Genomic DNA, 20,104 nt, shown 5'->3' with positions numbered 1-20,104 from the left:
GATAAAGGAAATGAAAAAATTACTCTTAATTATCGCTGTTGGCATGTGTCGTATCGCTAGTGCACAAGATGACTGGAGCCGCTTAGATAAAGATATGGATATCGCAATTTCGGTGGATACGCTGAAAGAAGGAAAGTACAGCTTAATCTATATTGATAAAGCAAAAGATTTTGATGAAAAGGTTAAGAATCGTCTTATAGAGACTTTTTTTAACACATATCCTAAGTTAGCAAAGAAGTACAATAAAGCAGCGATTACAAAAGTTGTTTTTGTTATGGATCCCGATTACAAGGGTATTGCTGCGGCAGGAGGGGGAGTTATCAGGTTTAATCCGGAGTGGTTTGCCAAGAATCCTGGAGATATTGATATCGTAACACATGAAGGCATGCACCTCGTGCAAGCTTATCCGGGAGGAAGTGGTCCTGGATGGATCACTGAGGGCATAGCGGACTATGTCCGTTATGTTGATGGTGTAGACAACGACGGGGCTAAATGGTCGCTTCCCGATTTTAAGGCGGATCATCATTATGAAAATGCATATCGTATTACAGCGCGGTTCTTCGTGTGGTTAGAAAAAAATATAAAAAAAGGTACGATTGTTAAACTAGATAAAGCGATGCGCAGTAAGTCCTATACACCCGAGTTCTGGCAAAAACAAACAGGAAAGAATTTAGATCAATTGTGGGAGTTATATAAATCCAACCCAACAATATAGGTAGGACAGATACATGAGTATACACAGAAGATAAGAATGAAAACTACATCAAAAATTTTATTGCTTCTGCTATTTCCCATCTTAACGGTAGCACAGCAAAAAGAACTGGTTAAGTACGTTTCGCCTATAATCGGAACCGCAAAAATGGGACATACGTTCCCAGGAGCAACGGTTCCTTTTGGTGCAGTACAGCTTAGTCCCGATACTGATACGATTCCTTATGCTGTCAACGGTAAGTATAATGGAGAAGTTTATCAATATTGTGCAGGTTACCAATACAAAGATTCCACTATTGTAGGGTTCAGTCATACACATTTTAGCGGTACAGGGCATTCCGATCTGGGTGATATACGGGTTATGCCTACTGTAGGGACATTACAATTGAACGCAGGGACATCTGATCGCCCTGAAAACGGATATCGCTCTCGATTTAAACACGAGAGCGAAGTAGCAGAAGCAAACTATTACAAAGTATATCTTGAGGACCCTAAGGTACTTGCTGAAATGACCACTTCTAATCGAGTGGGGTTTCATCGCTATACTTTTCCTAAATCAGAGCAAGCGCATATCGTATTAGATCTTAAGTCAGGCATATATGACTATGAAGGGAAAAATGTATGGACAGTTGTCCGTGTTTTAAATGATTCGGTGGTAACGGGCTTTCTACAAAGCAATGGCTGGGCAAGAACAAGAACAGTTTATTTCGCGATTAAATTTTCTAAACCCTTTAAAGAATATGGAGCTAAAGAATCTAGTAAAGATCAGGTTTACCAAGGGTTTTGGAGAAAGTTTAATCAGACAAGTAATTTTCCCGAATTAGCTGGTCGGAATTTAAAGATGCATTTTGATTTTTCTACAGAAGAATCGGAACAAGTGCAGTTGAAAATGGCTTTAAGCCCCGTCAGTATGCGAAATGCACTAGAGAATATGCATATAGAAGTCCCCCATTGGGATTTCGATCGCCTAAAACGGGATGGCCAGAATCTCTGGGAGTCTGAGTTAAGAAAGATAGACGTTGAAATGTTAACACCTGAAGATTATGTAAATTTCTACACTGCGATGTATCATGCAGCTCTTATGCCTACAATTTATATGGACCATAATGGTCAATACAAAGGGTTGGACCAGGAGATACATCAAGCAGAGGGTTTTACAAACTACACATCGTTTTCTTTATGGGATACCTTTCGTGCTTTTCATCCCTATATGAATCTCGTCAATACACAGCGCAACGCGGATATGGTGGCATCGATGATGGCACATTACAGCCAGAGCACACTCAAAATGCTACCTATTTGGTCGCACTATGCAAATGATAATTGGTGCATGAGTGGTTACCATTCGGTTTCCGTTGTTGCAGACGCCATTATCAAAGGCGTCTACAAAGGTGATCCAAGAGCAGCTTTAATGGCATGTGTACAAACTGCGAATACCAGAAATTACGAAGGGATTGGCAGCTATATTAAATTAGGTTATGTGCCTGATGAACTATCAGGTACATCGGTTTCCAATACTTTGGAATATGCTTATGACGATTGGTGTATTGCGCAATTAGCTAAACACCTTGGAGATATAGCGATTTATAACACATTCATGGAGCGTTCGGAGAATTGGCGAAATGTATATGATAAACGTATAGGTTTTATGCGCCCGAAAGATAGTCATGGAAATTTTCGGACTAATTTCGACCTGTTGGAAACACATGGGCAAGGTTTTATAGAAGGAAATACTTGGAATTACAGCCTATATGTGCCTCATAATCCACAAGGATTAATGGAGATGATGGGTGGTAAAAAGAAGCTGGATAGCTATCTAGATTCTTTATTTACAATGCATTTACCCGATAAGTTTTTTGCGAATACAGAAGATATTACCCGTGAAGGCATTATAGGGAACTATGTACACGGAAATGAGCCAGCGCATCACGTAGTCTATTTTTACAATATTTGTGGTTCGCCTTGGAAAGCACAAGATCGTATCCGCATGATTTTGAATAATCAATATCACAATGGACACGATGGATTGGGAGGAAATGATGATTGTGGACAGATGAGTGCTTGGTATCTCTTTAATTCTCTGGGATTTTATCCTGTAGCGCCTGCTTCAGATGAATATTGGATTGGGAGCCCTGCGGTAAAAAATGCACGTATCACTTTAGAAAACGGGAAAGTTTTCGAAATCAGTGCGATCAATCAGTCTGCAAAAAATGTTTACATCAAGGAAGTACTACTTAATGGGGAAAAATTGGAAAGTTTAATCCTGAAACATCAAGATATTGTAGCAGGTGGCCAGCTAAAGTTTGTAATGGCTAATAAACCTAACAAGAAATTGCTGTAGTTTAAATTTACAAGCGGAGGCCTACGAGATCTCCGCTTGTATTAAGAAGTCTGTTTCTATCAACTCTTATATTTAAACCATTTTATGATCTCTTTGAAACTAGCTTTTTTACCATACATCAAAATTCCGGTCCTATAAATTCTGGCAGCAACCCAAGTTGTCAGTAAGAAACCTGCGATCAATATTCCTAAAGATAGGGCAATTTGCCAAGTTGGTACACCAAAAGGTATGCGTACAAGCATAGCGATAGGAGAGGTAAAAGGGATGAAGCTCAGCCAAGTAGCAATTAAACCATTTGGATCATTGACTAATACGCCAAAGGAAAGGACGTATGTAAGTAGGAGTGGCATTGTAATAGGCATGGTAAATTGAGTTGCCTCGGTTTCACTATCGACGGCAGAACCCACAGCTGCAAAAAGTGCGCTATACAAAAAATATCCGCCCAAAAAGAAAAGAAAAAAACACAGTATTAATTCTGTAAAGTTAACTGATTCGAAAGCTGTGGCAAGATCAAAACCTTGTGTCGAGGCCAAAACATTATCTTTTTTAATAGATTGGCTAGCAAACTCAGACGCTTCGTCTCGCTGTTCGAAAATGACTGTAGTTGCAACACCTGTTAACGCAAAGGTTAACAGCAGCCAAAGTAAAAATTGAGTAAGACCTACTAATCCTATACCGACAATTTTCCCCATCATTAACTGAAAGGGTTTAACAGAAGAAATCACAACTTCTACTATACGACTTGTTTTTTCTTCAATTATACCTCGCATTACCTGCGCTCCGTATAAAAATAAGGAAAGGTAGACTAATACAGATAATGCCATCGCAATTCCCATCGCTACTTCCGTATGGCTCTCTTTCGCGTCACCTGTATCTGTAACTTCTTTAGCAGCAATGCTAACTTGGTCATTTATATTATTAATACTATCTGTGTTGATTCCGAGTTTATTATACTCATTAATACGTACAATCTCCTTTAAATTAGATAGGATTTCGCTTTGTGTTGCGATATTGGGCTTCCCTGATGACAATAGCTCCACTTGTCGTTTTTCCAAAAAGTTCTCGGGTATAATTAATAAGTTCGTATTATCCTTTCGATCTTTGATTTCTTCAATTTGTTTTTGTAAATCAATATTTGAAAAGGTATATGTTATATTTTTGTTATTCAGAAGCTTATTTCCAATTTCACCATGTTGATCTATAACGTGCACAATCGCATGGGAGTCTTCAAAGCTCTTCTTTGTCAAGAAAAATACACCGATATACATGCCTATAAAAAATAGAGGAACTAGAAAAGTTGTAAGTAAAAATGATCTCTTTCTTACTCTACTTGTGTATTCTCGCTGAATGATTAATAGAACCTTGTTCATGTAGTTTGATCGATTTATTTTGAAGTTACTTTTTCAATAAAAATATCTTGCATTGACGGAATAATTTCTAGCACTTGATGGATTTCTATAAAGGGGATCAACTCAAGTAAAAGTTCATTTAATGATCGACCCGCACTTCCTCTGATAACCATCTCGCTGACATCATTAAAACTTTGTTGTTCCAAAATGTTAAATTTAAATTCGTGTTGTAAAATATCCAATCCTTCTTTTTGCTGATATACTATTTTATAGGTTTGATTTTGGTACGATTTTTTGATTTCTTTTACCGGCCCATCAAGAATTTTTTCCGATTGATGGATAAGCGCAATATGGTCACACAATTCTTCAACAGACTCCATACGATGGGTCGAATATATGATCGTAGCTCCTTGATTATTCAGTTCTAAAATCTCATTCTGTATAAGTTGCGCATTTACGGGATCGAATCCGGAGAATGGTTCGTCTAAAATAATCAAATCGGGTTGATGCACTACTGTCGCGACAAACTGGACTTTTTGTTGCATACCTTTGCTCAAATCTTCCACTTTTTTGTCCCACCACGATTCTATTTGAAGTTTTTCAAACCAATGTTTAATTTTAAACAAAGCCTCTTGTTTTTTTAGCCCTTTTAATTGTGCTAGGTAAAGCATCTGTTCACCTATTTTCATTTTTTTATAAAGCCCTCTTTCTTCAGGCAGATAGCCAATTCGTTCAATATGCCTGGGATGGAGAGGTTCCCCATCAAAAAGAATTATTCCTCTATCGGGAGCCGTTATTTGGTTAATGATACGTATAAGTGAAGTTTTTCCCGCACCATTTGGGCCAAGCAAGCCAAAGATACTGCCTTTTGGAACCGTAAGAGAAACATCGTTCAATGCACGATGATTACTGTACTGTTTTATTATATTTTTTACTTCAAGCATTGACTAATTTAATTTCCTTAAAATAACTAAAAAAAAACTAAAAATGGCTCTTTTCCAAAAAACTCTTGGTTATTGGCTCGTGAAAGTAGTGGAATTAATTAACTTTGCATATGTTAATAAAATCTGCAGAATTCGTTTGTAGTAATACAGAAGTTAGTAAACTACCTGCACCCAATTTGCCGGAGTATGCGTTTATTGGGCGCTCCAATGTGGGGAAATCCTCATTAATCAACGCACTTACCCAACGGAAAAATCTGGCTAAGACATCTCAAAAGCCTGGAAAAACACAATTGATAAATCATTTTGTCATTAACGATGATTGGTATCTTGTCGATTTGCCGGGATATGGTTTTGCACAGACCTCAAAAAAAAATCGCACGGAGTGGGAAAAGTTTATCAGAGCCTATTTGACTAAACGTGAAAATTTGCAATGCATCTTTGTTTTAATAGATAGTCGTCATGAACCCCAAAAGATAGATTTAGACTTTTGTTGTTGGTTGGGAGAACAAGGTTTACCATTTTTATTAATCTTCACGAAGGCTGACAAGCAGTCTGCGGTAAAGACAGATCAAAATATTGCTAAGTTTTCTAAGGCTCTTCTTAAATGGTTTGAACAAGTCCCCACTCGTTTCATTACGTCTGCAGAACTAAAACAAGGAACAGATAATATTCTGCAAACTATAGACGAAATTAATGGTAGATTCGTTATTCCAAATCAAGATTCGAATTTATGAAAAAATACATGTCATTAGTGCTATTCGCTCATAGCATTTTTGCGTTACCGTTTGCACTTATCGGTTTTTTTCTTGCTGTACATACAACTTCGAATAGTTTCGATTGGAAGAAATTAGTACTAATGTTAGTTTGTATGGTGTCTGCGAGAAATGCTGCTATGGCTTTTAACCGCTATTTGGATCGTGATATCGATTCCATCAATCCTCGTACAGCAATGCGTGATATTCCTTCAGGGAAGATATCCGCTCAACAAGCACTTATTTTCACGCTAGTAAATTGTGTGGTGTTTGTTGGCGCTACCTTCTTTATCAATTCGCTTTGTTTTTATTTGTCACCTATAGCACTGTTTGTTGTACTATTTTATAGTTACACGAAAAGAATCACTCCTTTATGTCACCTCGTTTTGGGTGTTGGCCTGGGATTGGCTCCAATAGGTGCTTATCTGGTTGTCACAAATCAGTTTCATATCGTACCTGTATTTTATGGTATTGCGGTGATGTGCTGGTCGGGTGGGTTTGATATTATATATGCACTGCAGGACGAACAATTCGATCGAGAAAATGGATTAAATTCTATTCCAGCATATTTTGGAGGAAAACGAGCCTTGCGTATTTCAGAAGGATTGCATGGCTTATCTTTTCTTTTTATTTTGCTTCCTGTGTTTTATATGCCGGTTAGTTGGTTTTATTATTTAGGTGTCATATTCTACGGTATTTTGCTTATATATCAACATCGAATTGTAAGTCCAACTGATTTAAGTCGAGTAAATCGTGCCTTTATGACAACCAATGGGATAGCGTCAGTTATTTTCGCTGCGTTTTATTTATTAGATATATTGCTTTTCTTTTAAAGGCAATTAAGATCTTTTTTTGAGGAAGTGACAAAAAATTATTGTCATTCCATTTTGAAATAGCTTTATTTGCAGAAATCATTCATTTATAAATGGCAAAAAATTTATTGATAGTAGAGTCACCGGCAAAAGCCAAAACAATAGAGGGATATCTAGGAAAAGATTTCTTAGTAAAATCTAGTTATGGCCATATTCGTGATTTAGTGAAGACAGACGACGCAATAGACACCAATGACAATTTTAAACAAAAGTACGAGGTGCCATCTGATAAAAGGTCGGTAGTCAGTGAGTTAAAGAAATTAGCCAAGGATGCGGAAATGGTTTGGCTAGCATCCGATGAGGACCGCGAGGGGGAAGCCATATCTTGGCATTTGTATGAAACACTAGCACTGAAAGATGATAAAACCAAGCGTATTGTATTTCATGAAATAACCAAGCCTGCCATTTTAAAAGCTATTGATCAGCCTCGTAAGATTGATTTTAATTTAGTAAATGCCCAACAAGCCCGTCGTGTGTTAGATAGGTTGGTAGGATTTGAGCTTTCTCCCGTGTTGTGGAAAAAGGTAAAGCCTTCATTGTCAGCTGGTAGGGTTCAGTCAGTTGCTGTAAGACTTATCGTTGAACGAGAACGTGATATCAATAGATTTGAAGCAGAAGCTTCTTATAAGATTGTAGCTCAGTTTACTACTGGAAATAATAAAGAAATTTTCAAAGCCGAGTTACCTCGCCGTTTTGAGAGAAAAGAGGATGCAGCGGCATTCTTGCAGGATAGTATTAATGCCTCTTTTCAAATAGGATCACTAGAAAAGAAGCCTGCTAAACGAACGCCTTCAGCACCTTTCACTACATCTACCTTGCAACAGGAAGCTAGTCGTAAGTTAGGCTTTTCAGTTGCTCGTACGATGCAGGTCGCTCAACGTCTTTATGAAGCGGGACGTATTACATATATGAGGACCGATTCTGTCAACTTGAGTGATACTGCAATTAACGCTGCCGAGGCCGAAATCGTGAAAGCGTATGGTGATAAATATCATAAACTACGTCGATATAAAACTAAATCTGCTGGAGCTCAGGAGGCGCACGAAGCGATTCGTCCGACTTACTTCTCGGAACATAGTATCGATGGAGATAATGCTGAAAGAAGGCTATATGAACTGATTTGGAAAAGGGCTATTGCTTCGCAGATGAGTGAAGCTGAGTTTGAAAAAACAACAGCAAAAATCGAAATATCAACTCGTGAAGAGGAACTTGTAGCTACGGGCGAGGTTATGAAATTTGATGGCTTTTTGAAAGTGTACATGGAATCAACTGATGATGATTCGGAGACATCTCAAGACCAGGACTCAGAGAATGCATTATTACCACCGCTAGAAAAGGGGCAAGCCTTGAACCTGAAATCAATGAGTGCGACTGAACGCTTTTCACGTCCTCCTGCGAGATACACGGAAGCTTCTTTGGTAAAAAAATTAGAGGAATTGGGCATTGGCCGTCCTTCAACATATGCGCCAACCATTTCGACTATTCAGAATCGTGGTTACGTTGTGAAAGAAGATCGGGACGGTCGCGAACGTAATTATACGGTGCTTCAAATAGAGGACAATAAGGTGCTCGAACAATTAAAATCCGAGATAACTGGTGCTGAGCGATCTAAAATGTTTCCAACAGATATTGGTGTACTTGTTAATGATTTTCTTGTAGAACACTTTAATGACATTATCGATTATCACTTTACTGCGAAGGTAGAAAAGGAATTTGATGAAATAGCACAAGGAGATAAAGAATGGACGGCCATGTTGAAAGATTTCTACGGGCCGTTTCATGAAGGAATACAGGATACGTTGGAAAACGCTGACCGCGCAAGTCATGAACGTGATTTAGGCATTGATCCTGTATCCGGAAAACCTGTAACTGTTCGTGTGGGACGGTTTGGCCCTTTAGTACAAATTGGAAGTGCTGAAGATGAAGAGAAACCAAGATTTGCTTCATTAAGAAAGGGGCAGATGATCGAGACAATTACTTTCGAAGATGCATTAGAACTGTTCAAATTGCCTAAAAAAGTAGGTGAGTTTGAAGATAAAGAAATGACAGTAGCTATAGGCCGTTTTGGTCCTTATATTCGTCATGCTAGTGCTTTCTACTCTTTACCGAAGAATCTCGATCCGATGGAGGTTTCGGAAAGCGAGGCTATCCAGATTATTAAAGATAAACGTCAGCGTGATATTGAAAAGGTAATCCGAGTGTTCGAAGAGAATGCGGAGGCACAAATAGAAAACGGAAGATGGGGCCCATTTATCCGCTTTGGAAAACAAAATATAAAGATTCCAAAGGGCACAGAAGTGGAGAAAATAACATATGAAGATGTGCTCAAATGGGCCGAAGCCGATCCTAAAGGAAAAGCGTTAGCCGCAAAAAAGACTGCAGCTAAAGGTGGACGTAAGACAACATCCAAGGCAAAAGCTAAAAAGTAATTTTTATGAAAAAAGATTTGCCGGATAATACGGTAGAAAATATTTCGATTGCTATCGTTTTAGAACGTGATTCACCAACAGAAAAAGTTTGGAATGTCTATCTTGTTAACGAAAAGAAAGTCCCCATTACCAATGTGTTGGTTTCGTCTAAGGGGTATGGCCAAAAGGAGGGAAAGGAAGTCTCAACAACAACGTTACGACATTTCTTAGGTGATATCGCGGCCGAAGCTACCGTTAAAATAGAGGCGATAGATCCGCAGGTTTTTGGTCTTACTAATGAATATTGGCTAAGCTATTATATCGACAACACGATATTTGATAAGAAATATATTTTTCTTCCCGAAAGTATAGTTGATGAAAATATCATTAAGGTTCCGCTCGTGAATAAACCAGGAATAGTAATAGGAGGCAATCGTTAAAATGGGACGTAAAAATTTCATTATAGCAATTGATGGTTTTTCGTCCTGCGGCAAAAGCACTGTTGCAAAAGCATTGGCAAAACAATTGAATTTCGTGTTTATAGACAGCGGTGCAATGTATCGCGCGGTAACATTGTATTTCTTACGAAATAATATCCAACTACACGATTTGGAAACGATAAACGAGGCTTTAGAAAACATTCATATAGACTTTATTCCGAACGCAGAAAAAATACAGGTTATACTGAATGATGAAGATGTTTCGGAAGAAATACGGATGATGTATATTTCTGACAACGTAAGTGAAGTAAGTGCTATTAAAGAAGTTCGGCATGCGATGGTCACGCAACAACAAAAGCTTGGTAAACGACGTAATATCGTGATGGATGGACGTGATATTGGAACTACGGTGTTTCCCGATGCTGATTTGAAGATTTTCATGACTGCCAGCCCAAGTGTACGCGCTGAACGTCGTTTTGCAGAGTTATCTGCTAAAGGGGAGTTGGTCAGTATGGAGGATGTTATTGAAAACCTAGCTCATCGTGATCACATTGATAGCACACGTGAGGAAAGTCCCTTAAGGCAAGCGGAGGATGCTTTTGTGTTAGATAATTCAGATTTAACACAAGAACAGCAATTGTCAATTGTTCTGGAGGAGTATTTAAGGCGTAAACAGAAAAAGGCGATTGATTAAATTCAATCGCCTTTTTCATTTCGGAATTTCGCTGATCAGCTGTTTTCCTGAAAATAAGCTCTGATGTTTTTTTCATCTTCCTTAATCTGATTCTTCATTGTTTCTAAGGAATCAAACCATTGATCGTGGCGTATAAATTTAAGAAACTTAACCCGAAGCGTTTTTCCATAAATATCATCTTTGAAATCTAAAAGGTTGATTTCAATCTTTCTATTCATGCCATCTACCGTAGGCCGTGTACCGATATAAGCCATTCCTTTAGCGATACGTTCCGGCTCTAAAGGAATATAATCTCCAGTTTGTATAAAAGGGACATTTGGATATATCTCAGCTTCTACAGCATAAATACCGTATGCAGGAATAAGCTTATGCGCTTCGTGAACATTCAAATTTGCTGTAGGAAAACCAATTTCTCTGCCGATTTGATCACCTCGTACCACACTTCCTGTCAGCTCAAATGGATAACCTAGATACTTATTTGCTGTCTCGATATCTCCTTTTATCAATGATTCTCTTATTCGTGTAGACGAGACAGCAACATCTTCAATATCTTGTTCGGGGATTTGTTCAACTTCATAATCATAAATCCCGGCAAAATGTTTTAAATCTTTGATAGAACCTTGTCTATCTTTTCCAAAATGGTGATCATAGCCTATGACAATCTGTTTAGTGCCTAATCTTCCGACCAACACATTGCTAATGTATTCTTCTGCTGTTTGATTCGAAAAATCACGAGTAAATGGAGTGATGATTAAATGATCTATTCCTGCAAGTGCTAAGCGATGTGTTTTTTCCTCTATATCATTAATGAGACGCAAATTTTCGTCGTCCGGATTAATAATTAGCCGAGGGTGAGGAAAAAAGGTTAACAAGACTGTCTCTCCCTTAATTTCCTGAGCACATTCTCTCAATTTAGATAAAATCTTTTGATGACCAATATGAACGCCGTCAAATGTGCCAATTGTTACAACTGCATTTGATAAAGTCTCAAATTCATCTAAGCTTCTATATATTTTCATTCCTGATTTATAGGATTATGTCTAACGATCCAACGTTTTGTTTAATTTAATTTTTTCGACTAAGTCTTGCAAATTCCAGGCATCATCTACGTGAAAATCGCCACTTTTTGTACGTCTCAACGCGCTTAAATGTGCACCAATCCCTAAAGCCTTTCCGAAATCACTTGCAATAGAACGAATATAAGTGCCTTTCGAACAGCCTATTTTAAAATGAACATCTGGTAACTCAATCTTTACTATTTCAAAACAGGTAATTGTAACTTTTCTAGATTTAAGTTCAACCTCTTCACCTCGTCTTGCTTTTTCATAGACACGTTCACCATTGATCTTTATAGCCGAATGAGCGGGAGGGTACTGTTCTTGCTCTCCCAGAAAACGTTCAGCTGTTGAATAGATTAATTCTGGTGTGACATGCGAATAGTCAAATACAGCATCTATCGCCGTTTCTAAATCAAAAGAAGGTGTAGTTGCTCCTATGGTTATCTTGCCTGTATACTCTTTCTCTTGCGCTTGAAACTCGTCTATTCTTTTTGTAAACTTTCCTGTGCATATAATCAACAAACCTGTAGCCAGTGGATCTAATGTTCCCGCATGCCCTACTTTGATTTTCTCAGGTTTCATGGCATTACGTAATTTACCAACTACATCAAAGCTTGTCCACTCGAGCGGTTTGTCTATTAATAAAACTGCTCCTTCTGCAAAACGAAAAGGAGCGGTATGCTTTTCTTCTGTATTTGTCATTTAAATAATTTGTAGACTGTGTCCTCCCAATATTAATCCAATAATCACCACGCCGATCACAATCCTATACCAACCAAAAGCTTTAAAACCATATTTGGTCAATATATTGATAAATGTTTTGATAGCTATAATAGCAACAATAAATCCTACAATATTCCCTATAACAAGCAAATTAATTTCTTCTCCTGAAAAAGTATGCCCCTCTTTCAGAAACTTATATAGTTTGACAACTGATGCGCCAAGCATCATAGGTATGGCTAGAAAAAATGAAAACTCAGCTGCCGCTTTGCGTGTCAAGTTTTGCGTCATGGCACCGACGATTGTACTGGCAGAACGAGAGGTGCCTGGAATAAGAGCCAAGCATTGAAATAAACCAATGATGAATGACTGTTTGTATGTGATATTATCCGAGTTATCGACGGCAGGTTTATTAAACCATTTATCCACAAATAACAAGACCACACCGCCAACGACTAACATGACAGCAACCATCAAAGGACTTTCTAACAAAGAGTCTATGAAATCGTTTAATACTAAGCCTAAAATCGAAGCGGGAATAGCTGCAACAACTAACTTATAATAAAAATCAAGAGACTTAAAGAACCGTTTGAAGTATAAAACTAATACCGATAGTATAGTTCCCAATTGTATGACGATGGTAAACAGTTTCACGAAAGGAGAGGGCTCCATACCCATTAAAGCTGTCCCAATGATCATATGCCCTGTGGATGATACAGGTAAAAACTCTGTTAATCCCTCAATGATAGCTAATACTATCGCCTGAAAATAGGTCATATTTTTTAGTTGTTTTTCTTTTTCGGTTTATACAATATCGCTACAAACCCTAAAGCAAATCCAATAATGACAACTAGAGGGGCTAATGTTATTTTAGTAAAGCTATAGATATCTTCAGTCCCCATCATTAATATAAAACCGAGCACCACTGTGGCAATACTAGCGATAAATATTTGATAATTTATTTTCTCAAATGCAAAGCCCGCTTTCGGTTCATTGCGTAAGGAAGAAGACTTGTGTTGTTTTTCAGACATGTTTAGGAATAATTAACGATAAAGACTATGTGATTTGGCTTTAAGATATTTGGTAACGGCAAAATAGGTGCTAAGTCCAGAAATTACCACGCCCAATAATACGACAATTAAAAATATGGCGCCAAATTCATACCAGTTACGTAAAAAAATCAAGTCGGGAATTTGTTTTTGCGCGAATTGTAATGTAAATATAAGAAGGAGAATGGCAATCAAAGCCCCTAATAGCCCATGGAAAATACCATAAAAAAGATAGGGTTTTCGAATGAAATTTTTCGTTGCACCAATCAACTGCATACTTTTGATAAGGAAACGTTGAGAATAAATTGCCAAACGGATTGTGTTATTAATTAATGCTACGGCAATAATCAGCAAAACGACTGTAAATGCCAGTACCACCAGACCTATAATACGGATATTTTTGTTGACCATATCAATGAGTGATTCCTGGTAGACGATTTCTTTTACACGGCTATTTTTAGAAGCCTTTTGTATAAATGTCTGGATACTATCGGTATTTGCATAATCTTCCTTTAAATATACATCAATAGAAGGTAGCAACGGATTGTGTCCTAAATATTCAACAAAATCTTCACCCAAATCTTCTTTAAGATTTTTTGCTGCTAACTCTTTGCTGATGTATTCAGTACGTAAAACGTATGGATCCTTTTCAATATCTTTTTGCATTGCCAATACGTCTCCTTCATTCACATTATCATTCACAATGATATTGAGGACGATGTTTTCTTTAACGTATTTTGAAAGATTTTTTGCATGTACTAATATCAGCCCTAAAAGTCCTGTCATCAGTAATACCAATGCAACACTTATAACTGTAGATACATAAATAGACTTTGTTTTCTTTCGTGTAGAACCTTCTTCGTGAGTCGACATATAAATATTGTTAATCTATTTTGATGCGAAAGTAAATAATAATGCGCACTTAAGAAATATTTTCATGTAATAATATCGGATGAAAACACATATTTCTTATGTATATTCAACTTCTAATATCTGCATTTATTGTTTAATATAAAACTTTTATGTCTATTTTTTGCTGTAAAATAGCTAATTTCGCCTCTCTTTGATTTAGCAGAAACAGGTTACAATGGAATACAATCATCAATCTTTAGAAAAGAAATGGCAGCTATTTTGGGCTGAACATGGTACATTCAAGCCTTCGGCACAGACAGACAAGCCTAAATATTATGTTCTCGATATGTTTCCTTATCCATCTGGGGCAGGACTGCATGTAGGTCATCCACTAGGTTATATTGCATCGGATATTTTTTCCAGATATAAACGGTTGAAAGGGTTTAACGTTTTGCATCCTATGGGGTATGATTCCTTCGGTTTGCCAGCAGAACAATATGCTATTCAAACAGGTCAGCATCCTGCGGTGACTACTGAAGTAAATATAGAGCGCTATCGTGAGCAGCTAGACAATATTGGTTTTTCTTACGATTGGTCGAGGGAAGTCCGGACATCTGATCCACAATATTACAAGTGGACGCAGTGGATTTTTATGCAGCTATTCAATGCTTGGTACAATAAAAAGACCGATAAAGCGGAGTCAATAGAAACATTAATAAGTTTGTTTGAAGAAAATGGTTCCCAAGGTATTATATCCGTATCCGACGAGGATACACGTGTATTTACAGCCGCAGAATGGGCTGTTTTCTCTGAGGAAGAGCAACAGCGCGAGCTTTTAAAATATAGATTGGCTTATTTGCGGGAAAGTACAGTTAATTGGTGTGCGGCATTGGGTACGGTTTTAGCAAATGACGAAGTTATTAATGGTGTGTCTGAACGAGGTGGCTATCCAGTAGAACAAAAGAAAATGATGCAATGGTCTATGCGTATCACAGCCTATGCAGATCGTTTGCTTCAAGGGTTGGAATCTATTGATTGGCCAGAGCCTCTAGTGGAGATGCAGCGAAATTGGATTGGTAAATCCGTTGGAGCATCTGTGAAATTTCCTGTTCCTCAGATTCAATCCGATATTGAGGTTTTTACAACGCGGGTAGATACGATTTACGGTGTTTCCTTTATTGTTTTGGCTCCTGAACACGAATGGGTAGACCTGTTGACGACAGAAGAACACCGTGCTTCCGTCAATACATATAGAGAAAAGAGCGCTAAAAAGTCTGAACTGGACCGTATGTCTGATACAAAAACGGTGTCTGGGGCTTTTACCGGGGCTTATGCTAAACATCCCCTAACAGGTAATGATGTACAGATATGGATTGCAGATTATGTTTTAGCAGGCTATGGGACAGGCGCTGTTATGGGGGTTCCATCCGGAGACCAGCGTGATTATGTCTTTGCAAAGCATTTTGATCTGCCTATTATACAAATTTCAGACACCCAACAGATCGAAGAGTCTGCGGATCCAAACAAAGATGGGCGCTACATAAACTCTGATATGATTAATGGGTTAACTTATAACGATGCTGTCGCTACGCTTACAGCCAAATTAGAAGAGTTGAATCTTGGAAAATCAAAGGTGAATTACAGAATGCGTGATGCGATTTTCGGACGTCAACGTTATTGGGGTGAGCCTGTTCCTGTTTATTTTAAAGATGGACTTCCTTACCTCATTGAGGAGAGCGAATTACCTTTACTATTACCCGAAGTTGATAAGTATCTTCCGACAGAGAGTGGCGAACCTCCACTAGGAAGAGCTGAAAATTGGAAATATAAAGATCAATACGAATATGAATTAAGTACAATGCCCGGATGGGCAGGGTCTTCTTGGTATTGGTTCCGTTATATGGATCCGCAAAATCAAGCGTTATTTGCGTCCAAGGAAGCAGTCAACTATTGGAAAGCTGTAGATTTATATATAGGTGGTTCAGAGCATGCTACAGGGCACCTTCTCTATTCACGGTTCTGGAACAAAGCTTTAAAGGACCTTGGTTATCATCAGGAAGAAGAGCCTTTTAAGAAGTTGATTAATCAAGGTATGATTCAGGGGCGATCGAACTTTGTCTACCGTATCTTAGATGAAGATGGAAGGGGTACAGATACATTTGTCTCTTATGGCTTAAAAGAAAACTACAATACTATTGCACTGCATGTGGATGTAAATATTGTTTCCAACGATATTCTGGATACAGAAAAATTTAAAGGTTTTAGACCAGATTTTGCACAAGCAAACTTTATCTTGGAAAACGGTAAATACATCTGTGGTACAGAAGTAGAGAAAATGTCCAAATCCAAGTTCAATGTGGTTAATCCTGATGACATAATCGAAACCTATGGTGCAGATACCCTGCGTCTGTATGAAATGTTTTTAGGGCCTTTAGAACAATCGAAACCTTGGAATACAAATGGTATAGAGGGCGTATACAAGTTCTTAAGAAAGGTTTGGCGCCTGTTCCACAATGCCGAAGGCAACTTCGTTGTTTCTGAAGACGAACCAACAAAGGCGGAATATAAAGCTTTGCATAAAATCATTAAAAAAGTAGAAGAAGATATCGAACGATTCTCTTTCAACACTTCGGTTTCTGCATTTATGATTTGTGTTAATGAATTGACAGAATTGAAGTGTAATAAGCGTAAAATTTTACAAGATTTAGTTATCACGCTACAGCCTTATGCGCCACATATTACAGAAGAGCTATGGGTGCTTTTAGGAAATGATGCGGGTACACTTTCATTTGCATCTTACCCTGTTTTTAATGCGGATTATCTTGTCGAATCGGAATTTGCTTATCCCGTATCCATTAATGGCAAAATGAAAATGAATTTACCATTACCTTTAGATTTAGATCAAAAGGCTGTTGAAGAATCTGTTTTGGCGAATGAGGATGTGATTCGTTTTTTGGATGGAAAAGCTGTCAAAAAGATGATCTTTGTAAAAGGTAAAATCATCAACATCGTTGTATAATCTTTGCAAAAAGCTCTCTACCATAGAAAAAGCCGCAAATATGCGGCTTTTTCTATAGTAGAGAGATTGATAATAATCTTTAATATCACTAAAAACGATGATAAATAAAAATATCACTAAATTTGGTTATACTTTATTTTTTGCTATTTTTGATATAACATGGAACAGAAAATCGCAATATTAACCGGCGATATTGTCGGATCCCGAAAAGAAAGCCCGAAGCTTTGGCAACCCGCTTTGGAAGAAGCTATCGGTATGTATAGCGAAAAATATGACATCTATAGAGGCGATAGTTTTCAATGCGAATTATCTCTCGAAGAAGCCTTTAAAGCTGCATTTTACATTAAAATGAGTATGATTGCTTTGAAGTTAGATGCTAGAATAGGTATAGGTGTAGGTTTTAAAGATTATGATTCCCAGTCGGTTAAAACCTCTTTTGGCACGGCTTTAATCAATTCAGGAGAAGCTTTTGATCGATTAAAAAAACACACATTGCTTCTTCAATCGGGGCAAGAGGAAACAGATAAGGTGTGTAACATTATTCTTTCTCTTTTAACGGAAATTGCTGCACGATGGACCCCGAATATAGCCCAAACATTAAAAATGGCGCTCCTGCACGAGGAAGCTAATCAAACTGAATTAGCTAAAAAGCTTCAGAAGAAACATCAAGGACAAGTTAGCTTTGAGCTCCAAAAAGGCTCTTTTGTACAACTCAACCAGGCGCTGCTTTATTGTACACAAAAACTACTAGAACTATGAGTCTTTTTTTTCTAAAACTTCTATTGGCACATCTTTTAGGTGATTTTGTATTGCAGCCAAAAGGTTGGGTAGATAAAAGGAAAGAACAGATCACTTATTTGCTGCTCCATATCTCCGTACATGCGATATTACTTCTGTTTCTTTTTTTGGGGGAATTGCGAGCACAATGGCAGACGATACTTTTTGTAACTCTTTCTCATCTTGTAATCGATAGTTTTAAAATATACCTGGAAAGGAAATGGCCCTTTAAGCCATTTCAAATTTTCGTAACCGATCAGCTGCTACATCTGCTCGTTCTATTGGCTGTTCTGTTTTTTGAATACCCTCTTTCAACAACGTGGATTGACATTATAATATCGTCAAAAACGTTGCTATATACGATTGCATTTATCTTGACAACCTATGTAAGCCCTATTGCATTGCGGATTTTCTTTAGTAAATGGACTACGGACGTAGATTTTCTCCAGAAGCCAAAAAATTCATTAAATGACGCGGGATTATTAATTGGTGTCATGGAACGATTGCTTATTGTTTTATTCATACAACTCGGTTTTTTATCAGGAATAGGATTTCTTTTAGGCGCAAAATCCATTTTTAGATTTGGGGACCTTACCAATACAAAGGATACTAAATTCACAGAGTACATTTTAGTAGGTACATTGGCTAGTTTTATATTGGGTATAATGATCGGTTATGGACTGCGATTAGGATTGAAATTTTTTGTTTAGGAAATTGTAAATAAATACATTATAATCAACTGATAATAACTTTAATTAAAATAATTACCCTCTTATCTTTACGTAGAAACAACGATTTATACCGTAATTAAACTCGTAAATTGGCTTATTTTTTGTAACTTTTCTCCATGTAACCAGCGGAATAAGCTTATGAGGAAAAATTGTCTTTTTATTACCGTATTGCAAGTACTGATAACAATAAGTGTACTCTATGCTCAAAACCTCTCTATAACGGATATTCGAAAGGATTTCAAGATCGGACACAAGGATGAGAAAGCCTGCAAACGACACCTGCAAGCTTTGGAAAAGTATGCTGATTCTCCAGTCGAAAGGGGCTACGAAGCAGCATATCATATGTTTATGGCAAAGCATATTGGTAATCCCTTAAAAAAAATGAGCTATTTTAAAGATGGTAAAAATATGCTGGAAAAGGAAATCTCTGGAAACCCCAACAATGTAGAGCTCCGCTACATCAGACTTTGTATACAGTATTACATTCCTTCGTACTTGGGTTATAAAGATAATATAGAAGAAGATAAGGAGTTTTTAGTGAATAATCTCTACAAGCTCAGTGATAAAGAAACGAAAGATTTACTATATACCTATCTCAAAGGAGCAAAGATGTATTCTGACAGTGAACTTGCATTACTGGGACGTTAGCTAGAGAATGTTTATGTATTTTTGTTTTCTAAATGGTATATATGAGTACAAAATTAGTATTTCTTTTCGCAGGTATATTATCCCTATCTTTTGCTAAAGCTCAAATTGAAATTCCAATTGGTTCTTTTAAAGAATTAGATGTCACTGATAAATTGAATGTAGAAATTATCGTTAGCGATAAGAATGTTGTGTCTATAGAGGGCGAACTGTCGGATAAAGTAGAAGTTATTCAAAAAGAGGATAAATTGCGTATTAAAATGACTAATGGCTATCCTTTGAAGGGAGTTAATACTTTTATTAAAGTATACGCAAGCAACTTTTCTGATTTTTTGATCCAGAAAGGTGCTATTGTTCAAACAAACGGTGATAAGATCGTAGCGGATACAGTTGCTATATGGGCAAATGAAGGTGGAAAGATTGATGTCAATCTGCAAGCGTCCCATGTTGTTGTAAATAGTACAACAGGAGCAAATATAACACTGCAAGGGGAGACCAAATCCCAAAATGTCAATTCAACATTTGGAGGTAACTACTATGCGCGTAATTTGAAGAGTAGCCAAGTTGTCGCCAGGACAAATGGAGGAGGAGTCTGCGAAGTAAACGCTTCGGTATCTGCGGATGTGCAAACACGTGCAGGAGGAGTAATAAATATTTACGGCAATCCATCGGAGAGAAAACAAAAACGATTAGCAGGTGGAAAAATCAATTTCATAACTGAAAATTAACGTATTTCCCAACG

General features: G+C 37.5%; 19 protein-coding genes. 12 read left to right on the top strand and 7 right to left on the bottom strand.

Translation table 11 applies throughout. The annotated features are described in order from the left end of the window. Nucleotides 1–10 precede the first annotated feature (10 nt). Nucleotides 11–715 carry a basic secretory protein-like protein gene (locus ACSZOX_RS10160; protein WP_437919786.1) on the top strand — a complete coding sequence of 235 codons (705 nt, stop codon included), beginning with the start codon at nt 11–13 and terminating at the stop codon, nt 713–715. Nucleotides 716–751: 36 nt separating this feature from the next. Next, nucleotides 752–3,052, top strand: a complete 2,301-nt coding sequence (locus tag ACSZOX_RS10155) for a GH92 family glycosyl hydrolase (protein WP_437919785.1) — start codon at nt 752–754, stop codon at nt 3,050–3,052. Between the two features lie 59 nt (nt 3,053–3,111). Here the strand turns inward: ACSZOX_RS10155 and ACSZOX_RS10150 are convergent, their stop codons facing one another. Together ACSZOX_RS10150 and ACSZOX_RS10145 are read right to left on the bottom strand one after the other, a co-directional pair. Then, nucleotides 3,112–4,422, bottom strand: coding sequence for an ABC transporter permease (locus ACSZOX_RS10150; protein ID WP_437919784.1), 1,311 nt, complete (start codon nt 4,420–4,422; stop codon nt 3,112–3,114). 14 nt (nt 4,423–4,436) lie between these two features. Beyond that, nucleotides 4,437–5,345, bottom strand: coding sequence for an ABC transporter ATP-binding protein (locus ACSZOX_RS10145; RefSeq protein ID WP_437919782.1), 909 nt, complete (start codon nt 5,343–5,345; stop codon nt 4,437–4,439). 110 nt (nt 5,346–5,455) lie between these two features. Here ACSZOX_RS10145 and yihA point away from each other — a divergent pair, with 110 nt between their 5' ends. The 5 genes from yihA (at nt 5,456) to cmk (ending at nt 10,511) form a co-directional block, all read left to right on the top strand. After that, a complete protein-coding gene (yihA, locus tag ACSZOX_RS10140) occupies nt 5,456–6,079 on the top strand; it encodes a ribosome biogenesis GTP-binding protein YihA/YsxC (RefSeq protein ID WP_437919781.1) in 624 nt (207 codons plus the stop codon). Beyond that, a complete protein-coding gene (locus tag ACSZOX_RS10135) occupies nt 6,076–6,930 on the top strand; it encodes a 4-hydroxybenzoate octaprenyltransferase (RefSeq protein WP_437919780.1) in 855 nt (284 codons plus the stop codon). Before yihA ends, ACSZOX_RS10135 begins: the two co-directional genes overlap by 4 nt. A gap of 92 nt (nt 6,931–7,022) precedes the next feature. Continuing rightward, nucleotides 7,023–9,398 (top strand): type I DNA topoisomerase, encoded by a 2,376-nt coding sequence (topA, locus tag ACSZOX_RS10130; protein ID WP_437919779.1) that lies wholly within the window; start codon nt 7,023–7,025, stop codon nt 9,396–9,398. A 5-nt stretch (nt 9,399–9,403) separates the two neighbouring features. Further along, entirely contained in the window at nt 9,404–9,817 is a 414-nt protein-coding gene (locus ACSZOX_RS10125; protein WP_437919777.1) for a hypothetical protein, read from the top strand. A gap of 1 nt (nt 9,818) precedes the next feature. Further along, complete coding sequence (cmk, locus tag ACSZOX_RS10120) at nt 9,819–10,511, top strand: (d)CMP kinase (protein WP_437919776.1); 693 nt, start codon at nt 9,819–9,821, stop codon at nt 10,509–10,511. 35 nt (nt 10,512–10,546) lie between these two features. Here the strand turns inward: cmk and ACSZOX_RS10115 are convergent, their stop codons facing one another. The 5 genes from ACSZOX_RS10115 to ACSZOX_RS10095 are packed head-to-tail and all read right to left on the bottom strand — an operon-like array spanning nt 10,547 to nt 14,211. Next, entirely contained in the window at nt 10,547–11,530 is a 984-nt protein-coding gene (locus ACSZOX_RS10115) for a bifunctional riboflavin kinase/FAD synthetase (RefSeq protein ID WP_437919775.1), read from the bottom strand. A 21-nt stretch (nt 11,531–11,551) separates the two neighbouring features. Further along, nucleotides 11,552–12,271, bottom strand: a complete 720-nt coding sequence (truB, locus tag ACSZOX_RS10110; RefSeq protein WP_437919773.1) for a tRNA pseudouridine(55) synthase TruB — start codon at nt 12,269–12,271, stop codon at nt 11,552–11,554. Then, a complete protein-coding gene (locus ACSZOX_RS10105) occupies nt 12,272–13,066 on the bottom strand; it encodes an undecaprenyl-diphosphate phosphatase (protein ID WP_437919772.1) in 795 nt (264 codons plus the stop codon). It abuts the gene before it with no gap. Between the two features lie 5 nt (nt 13,067–13,071). Further along, the gene (locus ACSZOX_RS10100) at nt 13,072–13,320 is read right to left on the bottom strand and encodes a DUF3098 domain-containing protein (protein WP_437919770.1); all 249 of its coding nucleotides are present in this window, start codon (nt 13,318–13,320) and stop codon (nt 13,072–13,074) included. A 12-nt stretch (nt 13,321–13,332) separates the two neighbouring features. Next, the gene (locus ACSZOX_RS10095; RefSeq protein ID WP_437919768.1) at nt 13,333–14,211 is read right to left on the bottom strand and encodes a cell division protein FtsX; all 879 of its coding nucleotides are present in this window, start codon (nt 14,209–14,211) and stop codon (nt 13,333–13,335) included. Nucleotides 14,212–14,425: 214 nt separating this feature from the next. Between ACSZOX_RS10095 and leuS the strand changes: the two genes are divergently transcribed. The 5 genes from leuS to ACSZOX_RS10070 all read left to right on the top strand — a co-directional run bounded on the left by leuS (nt 14,426) and on the right by ACSZOX_RS10070 (nt 20,090). Further along, a complete protein-coding gene (leuS, locus tag ACSZOX_RS10090) occupies nt 14,426–17,209 on the top strand; it encodes a leucine--tRNA ligase (protein WP_437919766.1) in 2,784 nt (927 codons plus the stop codon). Nucleotides 17,210–17,368: 159 nt separating this feature from the next. Next, nucleotides 17,369–17,968 (top strand): hypothetical protein, encoded by a 600-nt coding sequence (locus ACSZOX_RS10085; protein ID WP_437919765.1) that lies wholly within the window; start codon nt 17,369–17,371, stop codon nt 17,966–17,968. After that, on the top strand, nt 17,965–18,696 hold the full coding sequence (locus ACSZOX_RS10080; RefSeq protein ID WP_437919763.1) for a DUF3307 domain-containing protein: 732 nt from the start codon (nt 17,965–17,967) through the stop codon (nt 18,694–18,696). Before ACSZOX_RS10085 ends, ACSZOX_RS10080 begins: the two co-directional genes overlap by 4 nt. A 159-nt stretch (nt 18,697–18,855) precedes the next feature. After that, a complete protein-coding gene (locus ACSZOX_RS10075; RefSeq protein WP_437919761.1) occupies nt 18,856–19,365 on the top strand; it encodes a hypothetical protein in 510 nt (169 codons plus the stop codon). Nucleotides 19,366–19,406: 41 nt separating this feature from the next. Then, entirely contained in the window at nt 19,407–20,090 is a 684-nt protein-coding gene (locus tag ACSZOX_RS10070; protein ID WP_437919760.1) for a head GIN domain-containing protein, read from the top strand. Nucleotides 20,091–20,104 lie beyond the last annotated feature (14 nt).

It is taken from the genome of Sphingobacterium sp. LRF_L2, from assembly GCF_965644235.1.
GTDB lineage: Bacteria > Bacteroidota > Bacteroidia > Sphingobacteriales > Sphingobacteriaceae > Sphingobacterium.
This window is presented reverse-complemented; position numbering and strand designations above follow the sequence as displayed.